Annotated in this window: 14 protein-coding genes; 8 read left to right on the top strand and 6 right to left on the bottom strand. The window is 42.2% G+C overall.

Annotation, left to right across the window (positions count from 1 at the left end):
• Positions 1 to 136 precede the first annotated feature (136 nt).
• Both GTQ43_RS21540 and GTQ43_RS21535 read left to right on the top strand, forming a co-directional pair.
• Complete coding sequence (locus tag GTQ43_RS21540) at positions 137 to 859, top strand: Uma2 family endonuclease (RefSeq protein WP_265274779.1); 723 nt, start codon at positions 137 to 139, stop codon at positions 857 to 859.
• 150 nt (positions 860 to 1009) lie between these two features.
• The gene (locus GTQ43_RS21535; RefSeq protein WP_265274778.1) at positions 1010 to 1720 is read left to right on the top strand and encodes a hypothetical protein; all 711 of its coding nucleotides are present in this window, start codon (positions 1010 to 1012) and stop codon (positions 1718 to 1720) included.
• A gap of 368 nt (positions 1721 to 2088) precedes the next feature.
• Here GTQ43_RS21535 and GTQ43_RS21530 read toward each other — a convergent pair whose 3' ends face one another.
• The 4 genes from GTQ43_RS21530 to GTQ43_RS21515 form a co-directional block, all read right to left on the bottom strand.
• A complete protein-coding gene (locus GTQ43_RS21530) occupies positions 2089 to 2181 on the bottom strand; it encodes a DUF29 domain-containing protein (protein ID WP_265274777.1) in 93 nt (30 codons plus the stop codon).
• Positions 2178 to 2384 carry a DUF433 domain-containing protein gene (locus GTQ43_RS21525; protein WP_265274776.1) on the bottom strand — a complete coding sequence of 69 codons (207 nt, stop codon included), beginning with the start codon at positions 2382 to 2384 and terminating at the stop codon, positions 2178 to 2180. The genes GTQ43_RS21530 and GTQ43_RS21525 overlap by 4 nt, the downstream gene beginning before the upstream one ends.
• A 13-nt stretch (positions 2385 to 2397) precedes the next feature.
• Positions 2398 to 2676, bottom strand: coding sequence for a LapA family protein (locus GTQ43_RS21520; protein WP_265274775.1), 279 nt, complete (start codon positions 2674 to 2676; stop codon positions 2398 to 2400).
• Between the two features lie 115 nt (positions 2677 to 2791).
• On the bottom strand, positions 2792 to 4207 hold the full coding sequence (locus GTQ43_RS21515) for a phosphoglucomutase/phosphomannomutase family protein (RefSeq protein ID WP_265274774.1): 1416 nt from the start codon (positions 4205 to 4207) through the stop codon (positions 2792 to 2794).
• A gap of 146 nt (positions 4208 to 4353) precedes the next feature.
• On the opposite strand from GTQ43_RS21515, the gene GTQ43_RS21510 reads away from it, so the two are divergent.
• From GTQ43_RS21510 to GTQ43_RS21500, 3 genes are all read left to right on the top strand, one after another.
• Positions 4354 to 5208 (top strand): PD-(D/E)XK nuclease family protein, encoded by an 855-nt coding sequence (locus GTQ43_RS21510; RefSeq protein WP_265274773.1) that lies wholly within the window; start codon positions 4354 to 4356, stop codon positions 5206 to 5208.
• Positions 5209 to 5349: 141 nt separating this feature from the next.
• A complete protein-coding gene (locus tag GTQ43_RS21505; protein WP_265274772.1) occupies positions 5350 to 6891 on the top strand; it encodes a papain fold toxin domain-containing protein in 1542 nt (513 codons plus the stop codon).
• Between the two features lie 50 nt (positions 6892 to 6941).
• Positions 6942 to 7634 carry a hypothetical protein gene (locus GTQ43_RS21500; protein ID WP_265274771.1) on the top strand — a complete coding sequence of 231 codons (693 nt, stop codon included), beginning with the start codon at positions 6942 to 6944 and terminating at the stop codon, positions 7632 to 7634.
• 80 nt (positions 7635 to 7714) lie between these two features.
• Here the strand turns inward: GTQ43_RS21500 and GTQ43_RS21495 are convergent, their stop codons facing one another.
• Positions 7715 to 9385: a transglutaminase-like domain-containing protein gene (locus GTQ43_RS21495; protein ID WP_265274770.1), complete on the bottom strand. Its 1671-nt coding sequence runs from the start codon at positions 9383 to 9385 to the stop codon at positions 7715 to 7717.
• Positions 9386 to 9868: 483 nt separating this feature from the next.
• On the opposite strand from GTQ43_RS21495, the gene GTQ43_RS21490 reads away from it, so the two are divergent.
• Entirely contained in the window at positions 9869 to 12727 is a 2859-nt protein-coding gene (locus GTQ43_RS21490; RefSeq protein ID WP_265274769.1) for a cation-translocating P-type ATPase, read from the top strand.
• Positions 12728 to 12935: 208 nt separating this feature from the next.
• Here GTQ43_RS21490 and GTQ43_RS21485 read toward each other — a convergent pair whose 3' ends face one another.
• Positions 12936 to 13367: a hypothetical protein gene (locus GTQ43_RS21485; protein ID WP_265274768.1), complete on the bottom strand. Its 432-nt coding sequence runs from the start codon at positions 13365 to 13367 to the stop codon at positions 12936 to 12938.
• Positions 13368 to 13448: 81 nt separating this feature from the next.
• Here GTQ43_RS21485 and recF point away from each other — a divergent pair, with 81 nt between their 5' ends.
• Entirely contained in the window at positions 13449 to 14576 is a 1128-nt protein-coding gene (gene recF, locus GTQ43_RS21480; protein WP_265274767.1) for a DNA replication/repair protein RecF, read from the top strand.
• Positions 14577 to 14857: 281 nt separating this feature from the next.
• Entirely contained in the window at positions 14858 to 15475 is a 618-nt protein-coding gene (locus GTQ43_RS21475) for an FMN-dependent NADH-azoreductase (RefSeq protein ID WP_265274766.1), read from the top strand.
• Positions 15476 to 15498 lie beyond the last annotated feature (23 nt).

The following is a 15498-nucleotide window of genomic DNA, read 5'->3' as shown; positions in this document are numbered from 1 at the left end:
TTTGTAATCACAAGTTTGTGAATACTGAAGAAAAATCCACAGGCATCGCTAAAAATGGTTCTTTATTCTGGCGCTGCGATCGCACATCCATAGATTACTTACAATCTATCTAGAATCAGATTTGGCAAAACCGCTCATGTTAAACTACAATCCACTGCATTGTTTGCCATCTTCCGAAGAGTTACCAGACTCAAATGATACCCCTGTGGATAATGAACTCCAAAATTTAATTCCCGGCTTGTTGAAAACGACACTGGCTTTAGTTTGGTGCGATCGCTGGGATTGGTTTTTTGGTGTTGACATGGGTATTTATTATCACCCAGATAAAACAGCCGTTGTCCCTGATGGGTTTCTCAGCTTAGGTGTTAAACGCTTTATTGATGAAGATTTACGCCTAAGTTATGTGCTGTGGGAAGAAAATAAGCCGCCAATTTTAGCACTAGAAGTTGTTTCTCAAATTTATCGAGAAGAATATAGCACCAAGAAAGAATTCTATGCCAAAGAATTAGGAATCTTATACTACGTTGTATATAGTCCGCTTCGGCGTAAAAAGACACCTTTGGAGGTATATCAGCTAGTTGATGGGGAATATATTTTAATCTCAGGAAATCCCGTTTGGCTACCAGAGATTGGTTTAGGAATTGGGCGAGAACGGGGAATTTATCAAGGTATAGTGCGGGAATGGCTGTACTGGTATGACGAGGAAGGACAAAGATTGCTAACACCAGAAGAACGCATCAGGGAAGCGGAAGAACGCACAGCTTTTGAAGAACAGCGACGTGTGGAAGCAGAACAAAAAGTAAAAATGTTAATTGAAAGGTTGAATGCACTTGGTGTCGATCCAGATACTTTATCGTAGATTCACCAAATTTCGGAATTTTCGTTATCTTAATGTTAATTTGCTTCCTGGCGAGGGAATTATATCTATAAAGGAACTCATCGCTTGGCGGTACAGATCGTCAAGGCTGGTTGCTCAATAAATATATTTACCAAAACCTGCATCAAAAATATGGAAGTTAAATTAGGATTTGGAGCAGTACCAAAACCTCAATATGTTTTTGTCAGCAAAGAATCTGATCATTGCTGGTATATGCTATCCGATGATACAAGACAAATACCAATTTATGAGAGAGCCTTGACTGGGGTGATAACAGGGATAGAAGTTAATAAAAAAGTGGAAACTTCACATGGAGAAACAGAAAAAACTGATTTGCATATTCTGGCAGAAAAACCTTATGTTATCCGCTCAGGAAGTGAATCTTACTTTTCTAAAAGTTTGTTGCTTTCACTTGATGCCTTGACTTCTGAACAATTGCATCATCCATTGACGATCGCAGTTAGTCCTGGAGAGAAAACAATTGTATTTTGTACAATTTATAATCCGGTAACTTATCGATCTGTAGATGTTAGTTGGGATGGACATAAGGAATTAGACTGGCAAGCTTTAGGGCAAAAAGTTAGTTTAAAAATTAATAGAATTTACAATTTAAATCAAGAGACAATTCAAATATCTGCTAATACAACGGCATCAGAAATTAATGCAGTTTTGATAGCTCAAAGTGACACATATTTAGCCCAATTAAATTGGACTCCAGAGCAGGGAAGGGAGTATTTGCAGCAAAAATATGGCAAGCGATCGCGCTTACAACTCACTGATACAGAAATTCTGGACTTCATTGATTATCTGCAAGCAAAACTAACCCAAAGCTGCCCAACTTAGTTGCTGTTGGGTTAGTCTGCGATAGTTGAATGTCACTAAACTGTCTCCTCACTTTCAGGGAAAATTGAAGTTGCGTACTCTAAGGAGAAGGATGTTAGATCAACCTGATCTTGCTCAGTCCAAGTATCACTTTGGTCGATGATTGACAAGTTTTGTTCGACTAGCTCATTTAGAATCAGGGTTGCCAAGCGTAGCTGTTCAGTCGGTGACAAGTTACAAACAACTTGGCTGTATATCTCTTGGGCATCAGACTAAATCTAGTTGACATAGCCACAATTACAGTTATCAAATATCGCTTGCTTCCGGTAGGCAGTCTTTATCTAACACTAATTCTAAAGAATATGGATATCAACCTCTTCAATCAGATGTTATACATCAATTTCATGCCAGTGATGCGATCGCAATAGTTGGGTTGTCTGTTCAATCCACAAATTAAAATCTGTTGTATAACTTCCACTCATAGCCGTTCTCGATCAGCCGCATAGCTTAGGCAAGCCAAAATATCCTCTTGTGTCAAATAAGGAAAGTCATCAAGCATTTCTTCGTAGGTCATGCCAGAGGCAAGATACGATAAAACATCGTATACAGTAATTCGCATTCCTCTAATACAAGGCTTACCACCTCGTTTTCCTGGTTCGATTGTAATAATGTTTTGGTACTGCATAGCTATTCAATCCTCAAAAATCTTCATCGTCAACAAAAAATTCAGCATCGTCTTCCAATCGAGAATTACGCTGGCCAAAATCAGCTAGTCCCCAGAGAGGTTGCAGCAGTGCCATGCCAATTAACCCTAAACCGGCACTAAAAGCCATTACTAAACCCATTGGTATTTGAATCGATTGAAATGTTAAGAATTTCAACGATACAGGTGTGGCATTTTGGACAGAAATAATTGCGATCGCAATTACCCAAACCGCTACAACTAGAGATGTCAAAAAAGGAGCAAGAGTTTTCATACTTTGAGCAAAGCTAGGAGTGAAAAGCTAGGAGTCAAAAGTTAAGAATTGTTAATTTACAACTCTTAACTCCTGTACAGACGCGATTAATCGCATCTCTCCTAACTGCTAATTCTTATCCCTCTAATTTAGCAATGACACTCTCTAACTCTTGGGCGATTTTGGTTAGTTTTTCGGGAGTGTTGGTTTCGAGGTAAACGCGTACCAGTGGTTCTGTACCAGAAGGACGCAGTAAAATCCAGCTACCTTCTTCTAAATACAGCTTAATACCGTCTTTACGCCCTACTTCCTTAACTTTAATTCCTGCTACCTCTGTAGGTGGATTTTTAGAAAAGGAGTCGATGACGGCGGTTTTGTGCGCCTCTGTGAGGTGCAAATCTAGGCGGTTGTTGTAAAGTGGGCCATCAGCTTCAGCGATCGCTTCTTTAACAAGTTGACTCAGAGGTTTGCCTTCATAGGCGATGGCTTCTGCCACCAGCATATCGGCTAAAACCCCGTCTTTTTCGGGAATATGCCCGATAATACTCAAACCACCTGATTCTTCTCCACCAATTAATACGGCAGTTTCGCGCATTTTTTCGCCGATGTATTTAAAACCAACTGGTGTTTCGTAAATTTGCAGCCCATTTTTAGCAGCGAAATTATCCAGCAGGTGGGTTGTAGCTACAGTGCGGACGATAGCGCCAGTTTTACCCTTATTTTTGATTAAATGACGTGCTAGAACTAGCAGCACAGTATTGGGAGTCAGGACGGTTCCTTGTTCATCAACGATGCCAAAGCGATCGCTATCTCCATCCGTAGCCAAGCCCAAATCAGCGCGATCGCGAACTACTGCTTCCACTAACTCAACTAATTGTTCTCCTTTGGGTTCTGGCATTCCACCCCCAAATAAAACATCCCGCCAATCGTGGAAACTTTCTAACTGAACGCCACTATGTTGCAAAACTTCATCTAAATAGCCGCGAGAGGTAGAATACAAAGCATCGTACTTTACCTTTAAATTAGCACTTCTGATTTTTTCTACATCAAGTAGAGTGTAGATAAATTGTAGGTAATCAGGTTTCGGGTCGAAAATTGAAATTGAACCTGATGGGTTGCTTCCAGGCAACTCATCCGATGCACTTTCTATATTTGCCACAATAGTATCAGTAATCTCTGGAGTGGCAGGGCCAGCATAATCGGGTATATATTTAATTCCACAGTAGGGTGCTGGATTATGACTAGCAGTAAACATTAACGCCCCAGCCGAATTTAGGTGACGGGCGTTGTAGGCGATTACTGGTGTGGGGCAATCCCGATCGGTAATTTTCACAGTCCAACCCAAGTCTGCTAGCACTTGGGCCGCTGTTTGGGCAAACTGGTCAGCTAAAAAGCGAGTATCGTAGGCAATAAGTACCGGTCTATCTTTTGTGTAGGCTGTTTCTAAATAAGTGGCGATCGCCCTGGTTACTTTCCGCACATTGGGGAAAGTAAAGTCATCGGCAATAATCCCTCGCCATCCATCGGTGCCAAATTTAATCTTGCTGGACATTTTTGCCACTTGCTCCCGTACATTATCAGTACTATAAAAGCTTCCCGCAAAGCGTGTGTAGCAGCAAGTATCCTCCGAAGTTCTTTTCTAAGCAAGCCTTAGCTTAAACTTCTCCCCACCGTATTTTCTCTCACTGTTTCTGAGCAATGTCAACCCCCGATCGACCTTTTGCCAGTTATCACCTTTGGTCTCTAGTTGCCCCAGCGACTGGGCAAGAACGCTGGCATTGCCAGATGAGACGGGGGTTTATCAAAGCACGGCAACACGAACCACAAGTTAAAGCGCTTTTAGGGCAAGCCACCGCACCCCAGCGCATTGGCATACTCGCCCAAAAAGGCATTTATGAGTTTCATCATCACAAGTATCTGTTGAAGGAAGCAGATGGTGTAGAAAGAGTTGCACAGCTACTTAAATTAAGCAACTCAAGCATTCAAGTCCAGCAACGCGTGCTGCAAATCTTGCAAAAATATCACGATGCGCCGTTGCTGTTGGATAAAGATATTATTCAATTAACTCCGGGTGATGAAGGCTTTCCTAAACCGATAGTAGTTGAACAAGAAGATTATTGCTTTCGCTTATACGCGGCTATGGACTGCGTTTTTATCGAGTCTGATAGCACTTTACATATTTTAGATTTCAAAACTGGCAAGTCGGCTTTTGACAAACGACAGGCTTTAGTCTATTTACTAGCTGCTCGTTATCTTTACCCTGGACGAGAAGCTGTTGCATCATTTTATAATTTAGAAATATGTAAAAAATCTGAGTTAATTAGTATTAATAATTACGAGTTAGAATCTTTAAAATTTGAGTTAGCTAATATTGCCCACAAGCATCAGCACGATTTACAAAAATATCAGGAAGAAGCAAGTCATTTTAGTAAAATCTTTCCTCCTAATCCTGGCTCTCACTGCCGCTTTTGTCCATTTAACTCAATCTGTGAATTTGCTGATTTTAAGCAACATCACTCATATCCACTGCCAAGCTTAAGAGTTAACAGCTAATTTTTTTACCTCTTTATATTGGTTTAATCTTCATAAAATGGCTGCTAAATTCTCGTAATTTTACTGACCTGACTCTCGACTCCTGTTAGACAAACTAGATATAACTGCATCTATATCTTGGACTGTCAGGAGTTAAGACTAATGCGATTAACAATAAATAAATCTGTTTCTAAATCAATTGGAATTTGGACTTTTCTTTTACTTTTTATCCTTAAAGGAGTTTTTCCTGAACCTGCCTATGCACTGTTGTCGTCTCTAGACGCTTGTGCTGTTCAACCTGAATGTGCTGAGGCTATAGGCTTAGAATTATCTTCTACTATTGCTGCTCCAACTGCGGAGGCTGCTGGAACGACAGCAATTAGCACAACTACAGCTACAGGAGCTACTTCTTCTTCTGTACAAGCTGTTACTGGGACTACAGTTGTTGGAGATATGAGCCTACCTGGTGTTGCGGCTTATTATATTTGGAATCAAGCTCAAAATCAGCAGGCTCAAAATAAAGCTAAGGAGAGATATTGTTATTTTTATGCACTTGATTTGGTTTGTGGCCCACAGGGTCAATCTTCAGTTCTTTATAATTACAAATTTCACCAAATAGTACATTACAGGATGTCTGGTTCTCCCGACAAACTTGTAACTCATCATTATCGAAGTTGGCGATCTGTACCAGGGGCAGTTAGAAGTTTAGCTAATCAATATCCAGGTGGTTATTTTGGTGGTAGTTCTCCTCCTACTGCTGATTATGTAAATTGGATTAGTTTAAATGATGGAGATGGTAATAATCAAGCTCGTGGAGTCGTTTATGAATCCTCAACTGGCGACCCTATGACAGCGTATGATTATGCAAATTCTTCTTACAATAATGCTGAGAAAGGATGGATTAGCGATCTGGTTCGTGCTGATGGGCTACCAGATAATTCACCCCCTCGTGATTGGAAAGATTGGCCCCAAGAAAAGCGCAATGCAGCTGTTCAATTACTAAATAATTCTGACTGGCAAGGTTTAATTAGTTCAATGCCAGCAGGAGGCATATTAAATCCTGGAGATAAGATTCATGCTCCTACAATTGTAATTCCAGGGCAAGAAACAGACGACCCTAATACGCCAGCAGATGAGCGTTTGTTGAAAAAGGAGTCTGGATTTTTTACTTTTCCTGGAATTCCTGATTTTGATAAAGATGGCATTCCAGATGCAAGTGATCTAGACAATGATAATGACGGAATAGTAAATACGAATGATCCAGAACCGTACAATCCTAATATTCCATTCGCAAGCAGTTCGCCCGATCAGTCAGGAAAAGTTACTCCTGAAGTTCTTCAAGACATCCACGATATTGTAAGTAAGCATGAGAATTTCAAATGTGTTGAATGTGCTGCTGAAATTGAGACTTACTTGAGAAAGGAGGATATTCATGGAGAGCGGATTAAACTTGATACGACGAAATCAGTAAAAGAAGATGACAACATATACGATGATAGCAACCCACCAAAAGCTGCACCAGACTATATTATTTCAACTAATGGTCATCATGAAGGAATTGCGATTAGGATAAATGGAGAAGAAAAAGTTTTTGATAACCTTCATCCTGACGGAGTTCCTATAGAGCAATGGATAAATAATCTCACCTTTATCAGCAAGGAACGTTCTGGAGCAAAGTTCCGGAGATCAGGATACTTGTTTTAAATAGGAAATATCTTTCAATAACATTCTTCATCAAAGTATAGGTTGCTAGCATGAATGATCTTTCCACGCTGCTTCAAAAGATTAAAGAAAATCCAGTCATGTTCATAGATAAGCCATCAATTACTTGTCTTCATTCATTCTTAAATGGGTATTTAAGTGGTGTAATCCGACTAGGGTTAACTCAAGAAGGCTCTGAAACAGACGGGTTTAACGAGTGGATGCAAGAAAGAGCAAAAACTAATGTGAGTCAATCTTGGGCTGGGATAATTCTCTTTGGTTCTGGAAGTGAACGAACTGCTTTTTATAGGTTCTTTGAAGAATTTGATCAGTTCTTAAAGCAGAAAAATAGTTCAAAAATTCAAGAAAGTGAAGACGTTTTCAAGCTTCGTCAGGATTTGAGCTTTCGTCAGTTTGATATTTATGACGAGATTTTAAAGGGCATAAAGAAGAGACCCGGTATGTTCTTAGGTACTAGCTCAATTACTAAGCTTGATATGCTTTTGCGAGGATATAGTCTGGCTCGAAGAGAAGGTGGCATACCTCCAACAGAGCCAGAAAGAGAATTTGAAGGTTTTCAATCATGGATTCAAGAAAAATATGGAATTAACTCAGGTCAGTCATGGTCTAAGATAATTCTTTTCTATTCTGTAGATGAGTATGAGGCACTACAGAAATTTTTTGAATTGTTTGAAGAATACTTGAACAGGAACAAGAGTTTAGAAGTAGACGAAAATTGTGGTTAAGCAGAGAGTACTAAGGTGCGTTAGCCTACGGCATAACACACCCTACTCGCTTTCTTAGCGCCTTTACCTAATGCCCTAATTTAAAAAGGTGGTAATTCTTTAAGAATTGTGAAGCGAATATGATTTATCGCCAAATCACCGATGGGGATATCTTCTTTGGTTAGTCGTGTACCTTGACTTGTCACGGTTTCAAAGGTGATACCTTTGCCTATTTCAATGTGATACCAGCATAAACCCATAAAAAAGCGCGTTGGATAAGGCCCACCTTCACCCACATCGTCAGGATTTGATTCCATTGGCAACCAACCAAAATTCGGGATGTAGAACTCTAGCCAAACATGATTAAAGTCTGGTTGTAGCGGCACTCCTAGTAAGTCACTATGGGGGGGACATTTGTACCTCCCGACTGTGCGGCAGGGGATGTTATTCAAACGGGATAGGGCGAGCAATACGCCGACATATTCGCCACAGGAACCAACACCCCGTTCTAAAACTACATCTGGTGTGTCAATGTAAGGTTTAATCCCGTAGGATAACTGATCGTAGACGTAGTTGCGGATGCTGTGCATTTTCCGCAGCACATTGGTTTCAGAACCAATCGCTTCTCTGGCGGCACGGCGAACAATGGTAGTATCCATTGCTAAATCGTCGTCATCTACTAGGTAGCGTGTTTGTAATTCTGGGGATAGTTCCGGTATATCTTCGACATCTCTGGGTGTAATACGATATTTAATCCCTCGAACTTCCACAAGTGCTTTCCAGCCAAATATATGCCGTTCTCCTGGTGCAAGAGAATCAAATTTAAAGACTGCTACACGTTGCCCTTCTATTACTTCTTCGGTAAAGGGTATACCAATTGGTTCAACGTGTTTCACCTTTTGACGCTCTGTTTCCGATGGTAGGGCGATGCGCCATTCTACATCAGGTAAATACACCTCATCTAAGGGGGCAATTTCCTCAGCATAGGACATTTCAATGAGATAGCCATTAGAGAGGGCGTAGCGCTTATCTGGCTGGTAATGATAATGCAGGGGATGAATGAAAGTGCGATCGCGGAATGTTAGCTCATGACTCGGATCGGCATTGGGGTTATCCCGGATATAAGGCTCCTCTGTGGCGTAGGCGACGTAGATACTTTCTTCACCTGTTTCGCCATTTTTATGGATTGCGATGCCTGTAGGACATTCAAAGGGTGTCAGGACACTAAATTGTAGTTCTCCTGTTGCCCTGTCCATCGCGTACACTGATTGCTCGGTGCGATCGCAAATCCATAGCATTTCTTGGTTGACTGCTAAATTCTCTATCCCAACTCCAGGGGCATAAAATCTGGTAATCTCTTTTCGGGTTTCGCGGTCATAAACCAGAATGTAGCCTAGTCTTTGGCAGCTGACATAAACTGTTGTTTCCCAAACAGCAACGCCGTCAGCCGGATAAGGCAATGTCACAAAGTGTTCTAGACCCAAAGCATTGAGCTTGCACAAGTAAACAGTATTTTCGCGGCTCACCCACAGGGTATCATCCCACACTGCTATACCAGTGACATCAGTAAATTCTTTAACTTGATGGGGATTGAGAATTTTGCTGTTGTCAGAGATGGGATCAATCTCTAGTAGATGTCCTTTAATACTATCAATAGCAATAAGTCTATCTTGAATGAAAGTAATGCCACACAAGGTAGCAGCGGTAAGCGGTCGAATGGTTTTTTGCCCAAACATCTGGCTAACGGTCAAAGTGGGAAGTGCAAAACTCATATTAAGCATATTTATTGAATGGTTTAGCACGCCTGGGCAATTCAAAATTCAAAATTCAGCTAGAAAAGTTTGCTAGTTCGGGAAACCCTAATGGCACTCCAGTTGCCTTGAGCAGTGAGATAAACAAGGGACTGACTCAACTTTCCGCAAAATTAAAAATGAAGAAATGCAATCGTGCCATGCATCCTGGCTATTGACTACGGGATGTAAATGAAAGGAATGGCACCCTAAAATTAATTGTGGCATATCCCTATGTAACAAAGCTTCAAAGCTCTATTACTCATAATTATCGGTAAAATTTGTTCCGATAAACTCTTTCGTGAGAAATAATACTATGTCAAAATCGGAAGAATTTACAAATGTTAAGAATTACATATATGTTGATCCGACAGGGCGATCGCCTTAATGTAACTTTAGGAGATGGAATTCCTGCCATCACTAAATTATGATCGAATTTTGTAACCATTTGCTGTGACCTACACGATGTCTGCTAATTCTCTGCCTGAAGGTGCCGCCGTTTGGCATAGTTTAGAAGTTGATAAAGCGCTAGACCTGCTTGATAGTAATGCAGACAGTGGCTTAACACCCCAAGAAATTGAACAGAGATTACAAAAATACGGCCCCAACGAACTTGAAGAAACTGCTGGCCGTAGTACTTGGGAGATTCTGCTAGATCAGTTCAAGAACATTATGTTGTTGATGCTGATTGGCGTAGCTTTGATTTCTGGGTTTTTAGACCTGATGCGTTTGCAGTCGGGTGGATTGAAGCCTGGTGAAGTGCCATTTAAAGATACGATCGCTATCTTAGCAATTGTCATCCTGAATGGGATACTTGGCTACGTCCAAGAAAGCCGTGCCGAAAAAGCCTTGGCAGCCCTGAAAAAACTCACCTCTCCCTTAGTGCGAGTCATCCGTGATACCAGACTGGTGGAGATAGCAGCCAAGGAATTAGTTCCAGGGGATGTAATGCTGCTGGAAGCTGGGATGCAGATCGCCGCAGATGGCCGCTTGATCGAACAGTCGAATTTACAAGTGCGTGAGTCGGCATTAACGGGTGAAGCCCATGCTGCTAGCAAACAGGCAAAATTAAAATTGCCCGAAGAAACAGATTTAGGCGATCGCATTAATTTAGTCTTTCAAGGAACTGAAGTACTCCAAGGACGAGCGAAGGTTCTGGTGACTAACACCGGCATGACAACAGAATTAGGCAAAATTGCTGTCATGTTGCAAGCGGTGGAAAGCGAACCTACGCCGTTACAGCAACGAATGACCCAACTGGGTAACGTCTTAGTTACGGGTTCTTTGATTTTGGTAGCGATCGTTGTTGCTGGCGGTGTCATCAAGGACGGAGGTTTTAAAAACATCCAAGAACTCTTGGAAGTTTCCTTGAGTATGGCCGTTGCTGTGGTTCCAGAAGGTTTACCTGCTGTAATTACCGTGACTCTGGCACTGGGAACCCAGCGAATGGTGCGCCAAAATGCCTTGATTCGCAAACTGCCAGCAGTGGAAACATTAGGTTCTGTAACCACCATCTGTTCCGATAAAACCGGTACGCTGACGCAAAATAAAATGGTGGTGCAATCTATTGGCACTAACAACAAAACCTTTCGCGTCACTGGTGAAGGTTATGCTCCCACTGGGGACTTTCAGTTAGATGGTGAAAAAGTTTCCCTAGAGGAATCTCCAGAAATCTCCGCGTTGTCTGTCGCCTGTGCTATTTGTAATGATTCCGTGTTGCAAAAAGAACAAGGCGAATGGGCTATTTTGGGAGATCCTACTGAAGGGGCATTAATCACACTGGCGGGAAAAGCCGGAATCGAAAAAGACCAGTGGAACAGTAAGTTACCTCGTGTTGCCGAGTTTCCCTTTTCTTCGGAACGCAAACGGATGAGCGTGATTACTCAGGTGGAGGGAGTCGCCACGGGGGAAGCATCTTCGAGAGGTGTTGACCCTGCCATCGCCGGTTTTGTCCAATCTGAACCTTACTTAATGTTTACCAAAGGTTCTCCAGAGTTAACCTTGGCACGTTCAACTCAAATTCATTTGGGTAATGACACAGCCCCTTTAACTGAAGAACAACGCCAAAAAGTTTTGGCAGAAAATGACTTGATGGCGAGTAAAGGTTTGCGGGTGCTAGGTTTTGCCTACAAACCCCTCACAGAAATCCCACCAGAAGGTTCAGATGAAGTATCTGAGCAAGAATTAGTGTGGCTGGGATTGGTGGGAATGCTAGATGCGCCACGCCCAGAAGTAAGGGTAGCCGTGCAACAGTGCCGAGAAGCCGGCATTCGCCCAGTGATGATTACTGGCGACCACCAGTTAACCGCACGAGCGATCGCTACCGATTTGGGAATTGCCCAAGAAGGCGACCGTGTTCTCACAGGTCAAGAATTGCAACGGATGACTGACCAGGAATTAGAGCAAAACGTTGACCTAGTAAGCATCTACGCTAGGGTTTCCCCAGAACACAAACTACGAATTGTCCAAGCACTACAACGCCGGGGGCGATTTGTCGCAATGACAGGTGATGGTGTTAATGATGCCCCAGCCCTCAAACAAGCTGATATTGGCATTGCAATGGGCATTACTGGCACCGATGTTAGTAAAGAAGCCAGCGATATGGTGTTACTTGATGACAACTTCGCCACCATTGTTAGCGCCACCAAAGAAGGTAGAGTTGTTTATACCAATATCCGCCGCTTTATTAAATACATCCTGGGCAGTAACATTGGTGAAGTTCTCACAATTGCCGCCGCACCCTTAATTGGTTTGGGAGGTGTCCCCCTTACCCCGTTACAAATTTTGTGGATGAATTTGGTGACAGACGGTTTACCAGCTTTGGCATTAGCTGTGGAACCTCCAGAACCGGATGTCATGCAACGTCCGCCTTTTAGTCCCCGCGAAAGTATTTTTGCGAGAGGATTGGGTTCTTATATGATTCGCATTGGCATAATATTTGCCATTCTCACCATTACCTTAATGTTGTGGGCTTATCAACATACCCATGCAGATGGGTATAAGGGAGATCCAGAGACTTGGAAGACGATGGTATTTACTACCTTGTGTATTGCCCAAATGGGACATGCGATCGCCATTCGCTCCAATAATCGACTGACTATTGAGATGAATCCTTTCTCTAATATATTTGTACTAGCGGCTGTTGTCGTCACCACGATTTTGCAGCTGATGCTAGTTTACGTTCCACCCCTGCGAGATTTCTTTGGTACTCACTACCTAAACATACAAGAATTGGGGGTTTGTATTGGCTTCAGTGCCTTAATGTTTGTGTGGATTGAAGGGGAGAAGATATTTCTGCGGATTATGGGCAAGAAGGCTGTGTAAGAGCAGGGATGATGGAGATTGAGGCGTAGGTAGAACGTTTTGTGTCGGGGTTTGTCTTGCAAAGTTGCTCCTCTACAGCGCTTCGCGCATCCTGCGGCGGGGGAGACCCCTTGGCGCTAGCCTCTCCCTTTGGGAGAAGACCGCACTTTGCGCTAAATTCCCGTCACAAAACGTAATTGAGAATTGGTTTAACTCCAACGATCGCATTTCAAGAATTATTTCTAATCAACTGCAACAAGATAGACTCAAGACTTTGTAATACAGCATTTGTAGTGCGCTGATGTTCTTCAAAATTACGCTGATGTTGTTCATGGCTATCACGTAACTCAAGTAACGCATCGTCCAAAATCGCACTACGACCCAGAACACGGTCAACGTTACTGGTAAGCTCTCTCAAATCCTGGCTTAGTTCATCCAGTTGTCCTTGAGTGTTAGCTTGTCTAATAGTTAAATTGTCTAATTGTGCTTGAGTGTTAGCTTGTCTAATAGTTAAATTGTCTAATTGTGCTTGAGTATTAGCTTGTCTAATAGTTAAATTGTCTAATTGCTCTTGTGTACTAGCTTGTCTTTCAGCCAACCCCAAGATTATTTGTTCAATACGGTCTATTCGGTTAGGGAAGTATTCAGGTGTGTCAGTCATTTTTCTTGGATTGAACTTCTACAATTTTACTTCTATAACCCTGTCCAACCTTCGTAGCGTTCTCCTTTCCTTCTGTTCCCTATGTACCTGAAAACTCTAAACCTCCGACAATTTCGCAATTATCAAGACCAGCAGGTTGAGTTTACTGCTGCTAAAACCATTTTGGTAGGTAATAACGCTCAGGGGAAGTCGAATTTGTTGGAGGCGGTGGAGTTGTTGGCAACATTGCGATCGCACCGCATGACCCGCGATCGCGATTTGGTTCAAGAAGGGGAAGCCATAGCCCAAATTAATGCCACCCTTGAGCGACAAACAGGCGTTAGTGACCTTACCTTAACACTCCGGCGCAATGGTCGCCGGAGCGTTGCTATTAATGGTGAATCTATCCGCCGTCAAATGGATTTTCTCGGTGTTCTCAATGCAGTGCAGTTTTCCAGCCTGGATTTAGACCTAGTACGCGGCAGCCCCGAAGGTCGCCGCAACTGGTTAGATACACTTTTAATTCAACTCGAACCAGTTTATGCTCACATTTTGCAGCAGTATAACCATGTGTTACGCCAGCGCAATGCTTTTTTAAAACACCATATAGAGACGTTGGATACAAAGTCTCTACAGTCAGAACTGGCGGTATGGGATGCACAGTTAGCGACCACAGGAACCAGGGTAATTAGACGACGCGATCGCGCCATCCAAAGATTAGCTCCCATTGCTAGTGCTTGGCACGCCAGTATTAGCGGCAGTACAGAAGTTCTGCAAATTAAATACGTACCTAATATTCCTTTAGAGGATAACCAGCCAGAAGAAGTACAGCAAGCTTTTTTAGCAAAAATTCAGCAGCGAGCGATTGCTGAAATGCACCAAGGCACTACCCTTGTCGGCCCCCATCGCGACGAAATAGAATTAACCATTAACCAGACACCCGCTCGGCAATACGGTTCTCAAGGTCAACAACGAACGCTGGTTCTAGCCTTAAAATTAGCAGAATTACAATTAATTGAAGAAGTCGTTCAAGAGCCACCATTACTATTACTTGATGATGTTCTTGCCGAACTCGATTTATCCCGCCAAAATCAATTACTTGATGCCATTCAAGACCGCTTTCAAACCATGATTACTACTACTCACTTGGGTTCTTTTGATTCCCAGTGGTTAAAGTCATCCCAAATTCTTTTTGTAAAAGCAGGAGAAATAATCCCTAACTTATCATAAATATTTTTGAAACCCTGCTGATTTTCGTCGAATAAACTGCTGATAAATTTTAATCTCCAATTATCAGGATCGTTAATAATTGATAATTAAATAGTGATTTATAACCAACACTAAATTATGAATTAAGTGTTGGTTATTATATTAGGGAAAATTTTCCAATAGTTACTTTATGGTAACTACTTTACTTTAGTAAGAGTTGCTTTTAGTATCTGATGTGATGCTTTGAAATTTAGACTTAAAAAAGTCAGAGCAGTAAATTCTAACAAATCAGGAGATATTTGGTGGTAAACATTCTACACATTGATTCCAGCCCCCGTGCTGAACGATCGCACTCCAGAGAACTATCTAAAGAATTCGTCAGTGCTTGGAAAGCAGCGCATCCTGAAGATGCGATCGCCTATCGAGATTTAGGGCATCACCCAGTTCCTCACATTAATGAAGCTTGGATTGCGGCGGCATTTTCACCACCAGAAACCCATACTCCAGAGTTAGCTGAAGCAATCAGGATTTCTGACGAACTGGTTGATGAGTTTTTGGCAGCCGATCGCTACGTCTTTGGAGTGCCAATGTACAACTTCAATATACCTTCCACTTTTAAAGCTTACATCGACCAAATAGTTCGCATTAACCGGACTGTTGCCTTAGAAGGTCAAGGTTTTAAAGGTTTAGTCGAGGGTAAAAAGGCAGTTGTAATTACGGCTCGTGGTGGTGACTTTAGTGCCAATTCCCCTGCCGTTGCCTACGACTTCCAAGAACCCTATCTGCGGACGATTTTCGGCTTCATTGGGCTTACGGATATTCAATTCATCAACGCTAATAGCCTGAACCAAGGTAATGCCCGTGCCCAATCCTTAGAAGAGGCAAAGGCAGCAATTCAAGATGCGATCGCGCAGTGGTAATTGGGCATTGGGCATTGGGAAAA

The organism is Nostoc sp. KVJ3 (genome assembly GCF_026127265.1).
Taxonomy (GTDB): Bacteria; Cyanobacteriota; Cyanobacteriia; order Cyanobacteriales; family Nostocaceae; genus Nostoc.
The sequence above is the reverse complement of the archived record's forward strand: the minus strand, read 5'-3'. Positions and strand labels throughout refer to the sequence as shown.

What these genes read in the sequence shown, in the direction of transcription:
- GTQ43_RS21540 (WP_265274779.1), top strand. Translation starts at nt 137, where the DNA reads ATGTTAAACTACAATCCACTGCATTGTTTGCCATCTTCCGAAGAGTTA.
- GTQ43_RS21535 (WP_265274778.1), top strand. Translation starts at nt 1,010, where the DNA reads ATGGAAGTTAAATTAGGATTTGGAGCAGTACCAAAACCTCAATATGTT.
- GTQ43_RS21530 (WP_265274777.1), bottom strand. Translation starts at nt 2,181, where the DNA reads ATGAGTGGAAGTTATACAACAGATTTTAATTTGTGGATTGAACAGACA.
- GTQ43_RS21525 (WP_265274776.1), bottom strand. Translation starts at nt 2,384, where the DNA reads ATGCAGTACCAAAACATTATTACAATCGAACCAGGAAAACGAGGTGGT.
- GTQ43_RS21520 (WP_265274775.1), bottom strand. Translation starts at nt 2,676, where the DNA reads ATGAAAACTCTTGCTCCTTTTTTGACATCTCTAGTTGTAGCGGTTTGG.
- GTQ43_RS21515 (WP_265274774.1), bottom strand. Translation starts at nt 4,207, where the DNA reads ATGTCCAGCAAGATTAAATTTGGCACCGATGGATGGCGAGGGATTATT.
- GTQ43_RS21510 (WP_265274773.1), top strand. Translation starts at nt 4,354, where the DNA reads ATGTCAACCCCCGATCGACCTTTTGCCAGTTATCACCTTTGGTCTCTA.
- GTQ43_RS21505 (WP_265274772.1), top strand. Translation starts at nt 5,350, where the DNA reads ATGCGATTAACAATAAATAAATCTGTTTCTAAATCAATTGGAATTTGG.
- GTQ43_RS21500 (WP_265274771.1), top strand. Translation starts at nt 6,942, where the DNA reads ATGAATGATCTTTCCACGCTGCTTCAAAAGATTAAAGAAAATCCAGTC.
- GTQ43_RS21495 (WP_265274770.1), bottom strand. Translation starts at nt 9,385, where the DNA reads ATGAGTTTTGCACTTCCCACTTTGACCGTTAGCCAGATGTTTGGGCAA.
- GTQ43_RS21490 (WP_265274769.1), top strand. Translation starts at nt 9,869, where the DNA reads ATGTCTGCTAATTCTCTGCCTGAAGGTGCCGCCGTTTGGCATAGTTTA.
- GTQ43_RS21485 (WP_265274768.1), bottom strand. Translation starts at nt 13,367, where the DNA reads ATGACTGACACACCTGAATACTTCCCTAACCGAATAGACCGTATTGAA.
- recF (WP_265274767.1), top strand. Translation starts at nt 13,449, where the DNA reads ATGTACCTGAAAACTCTAAACCTCCGACAATTTCGCAATTATCAAGAC.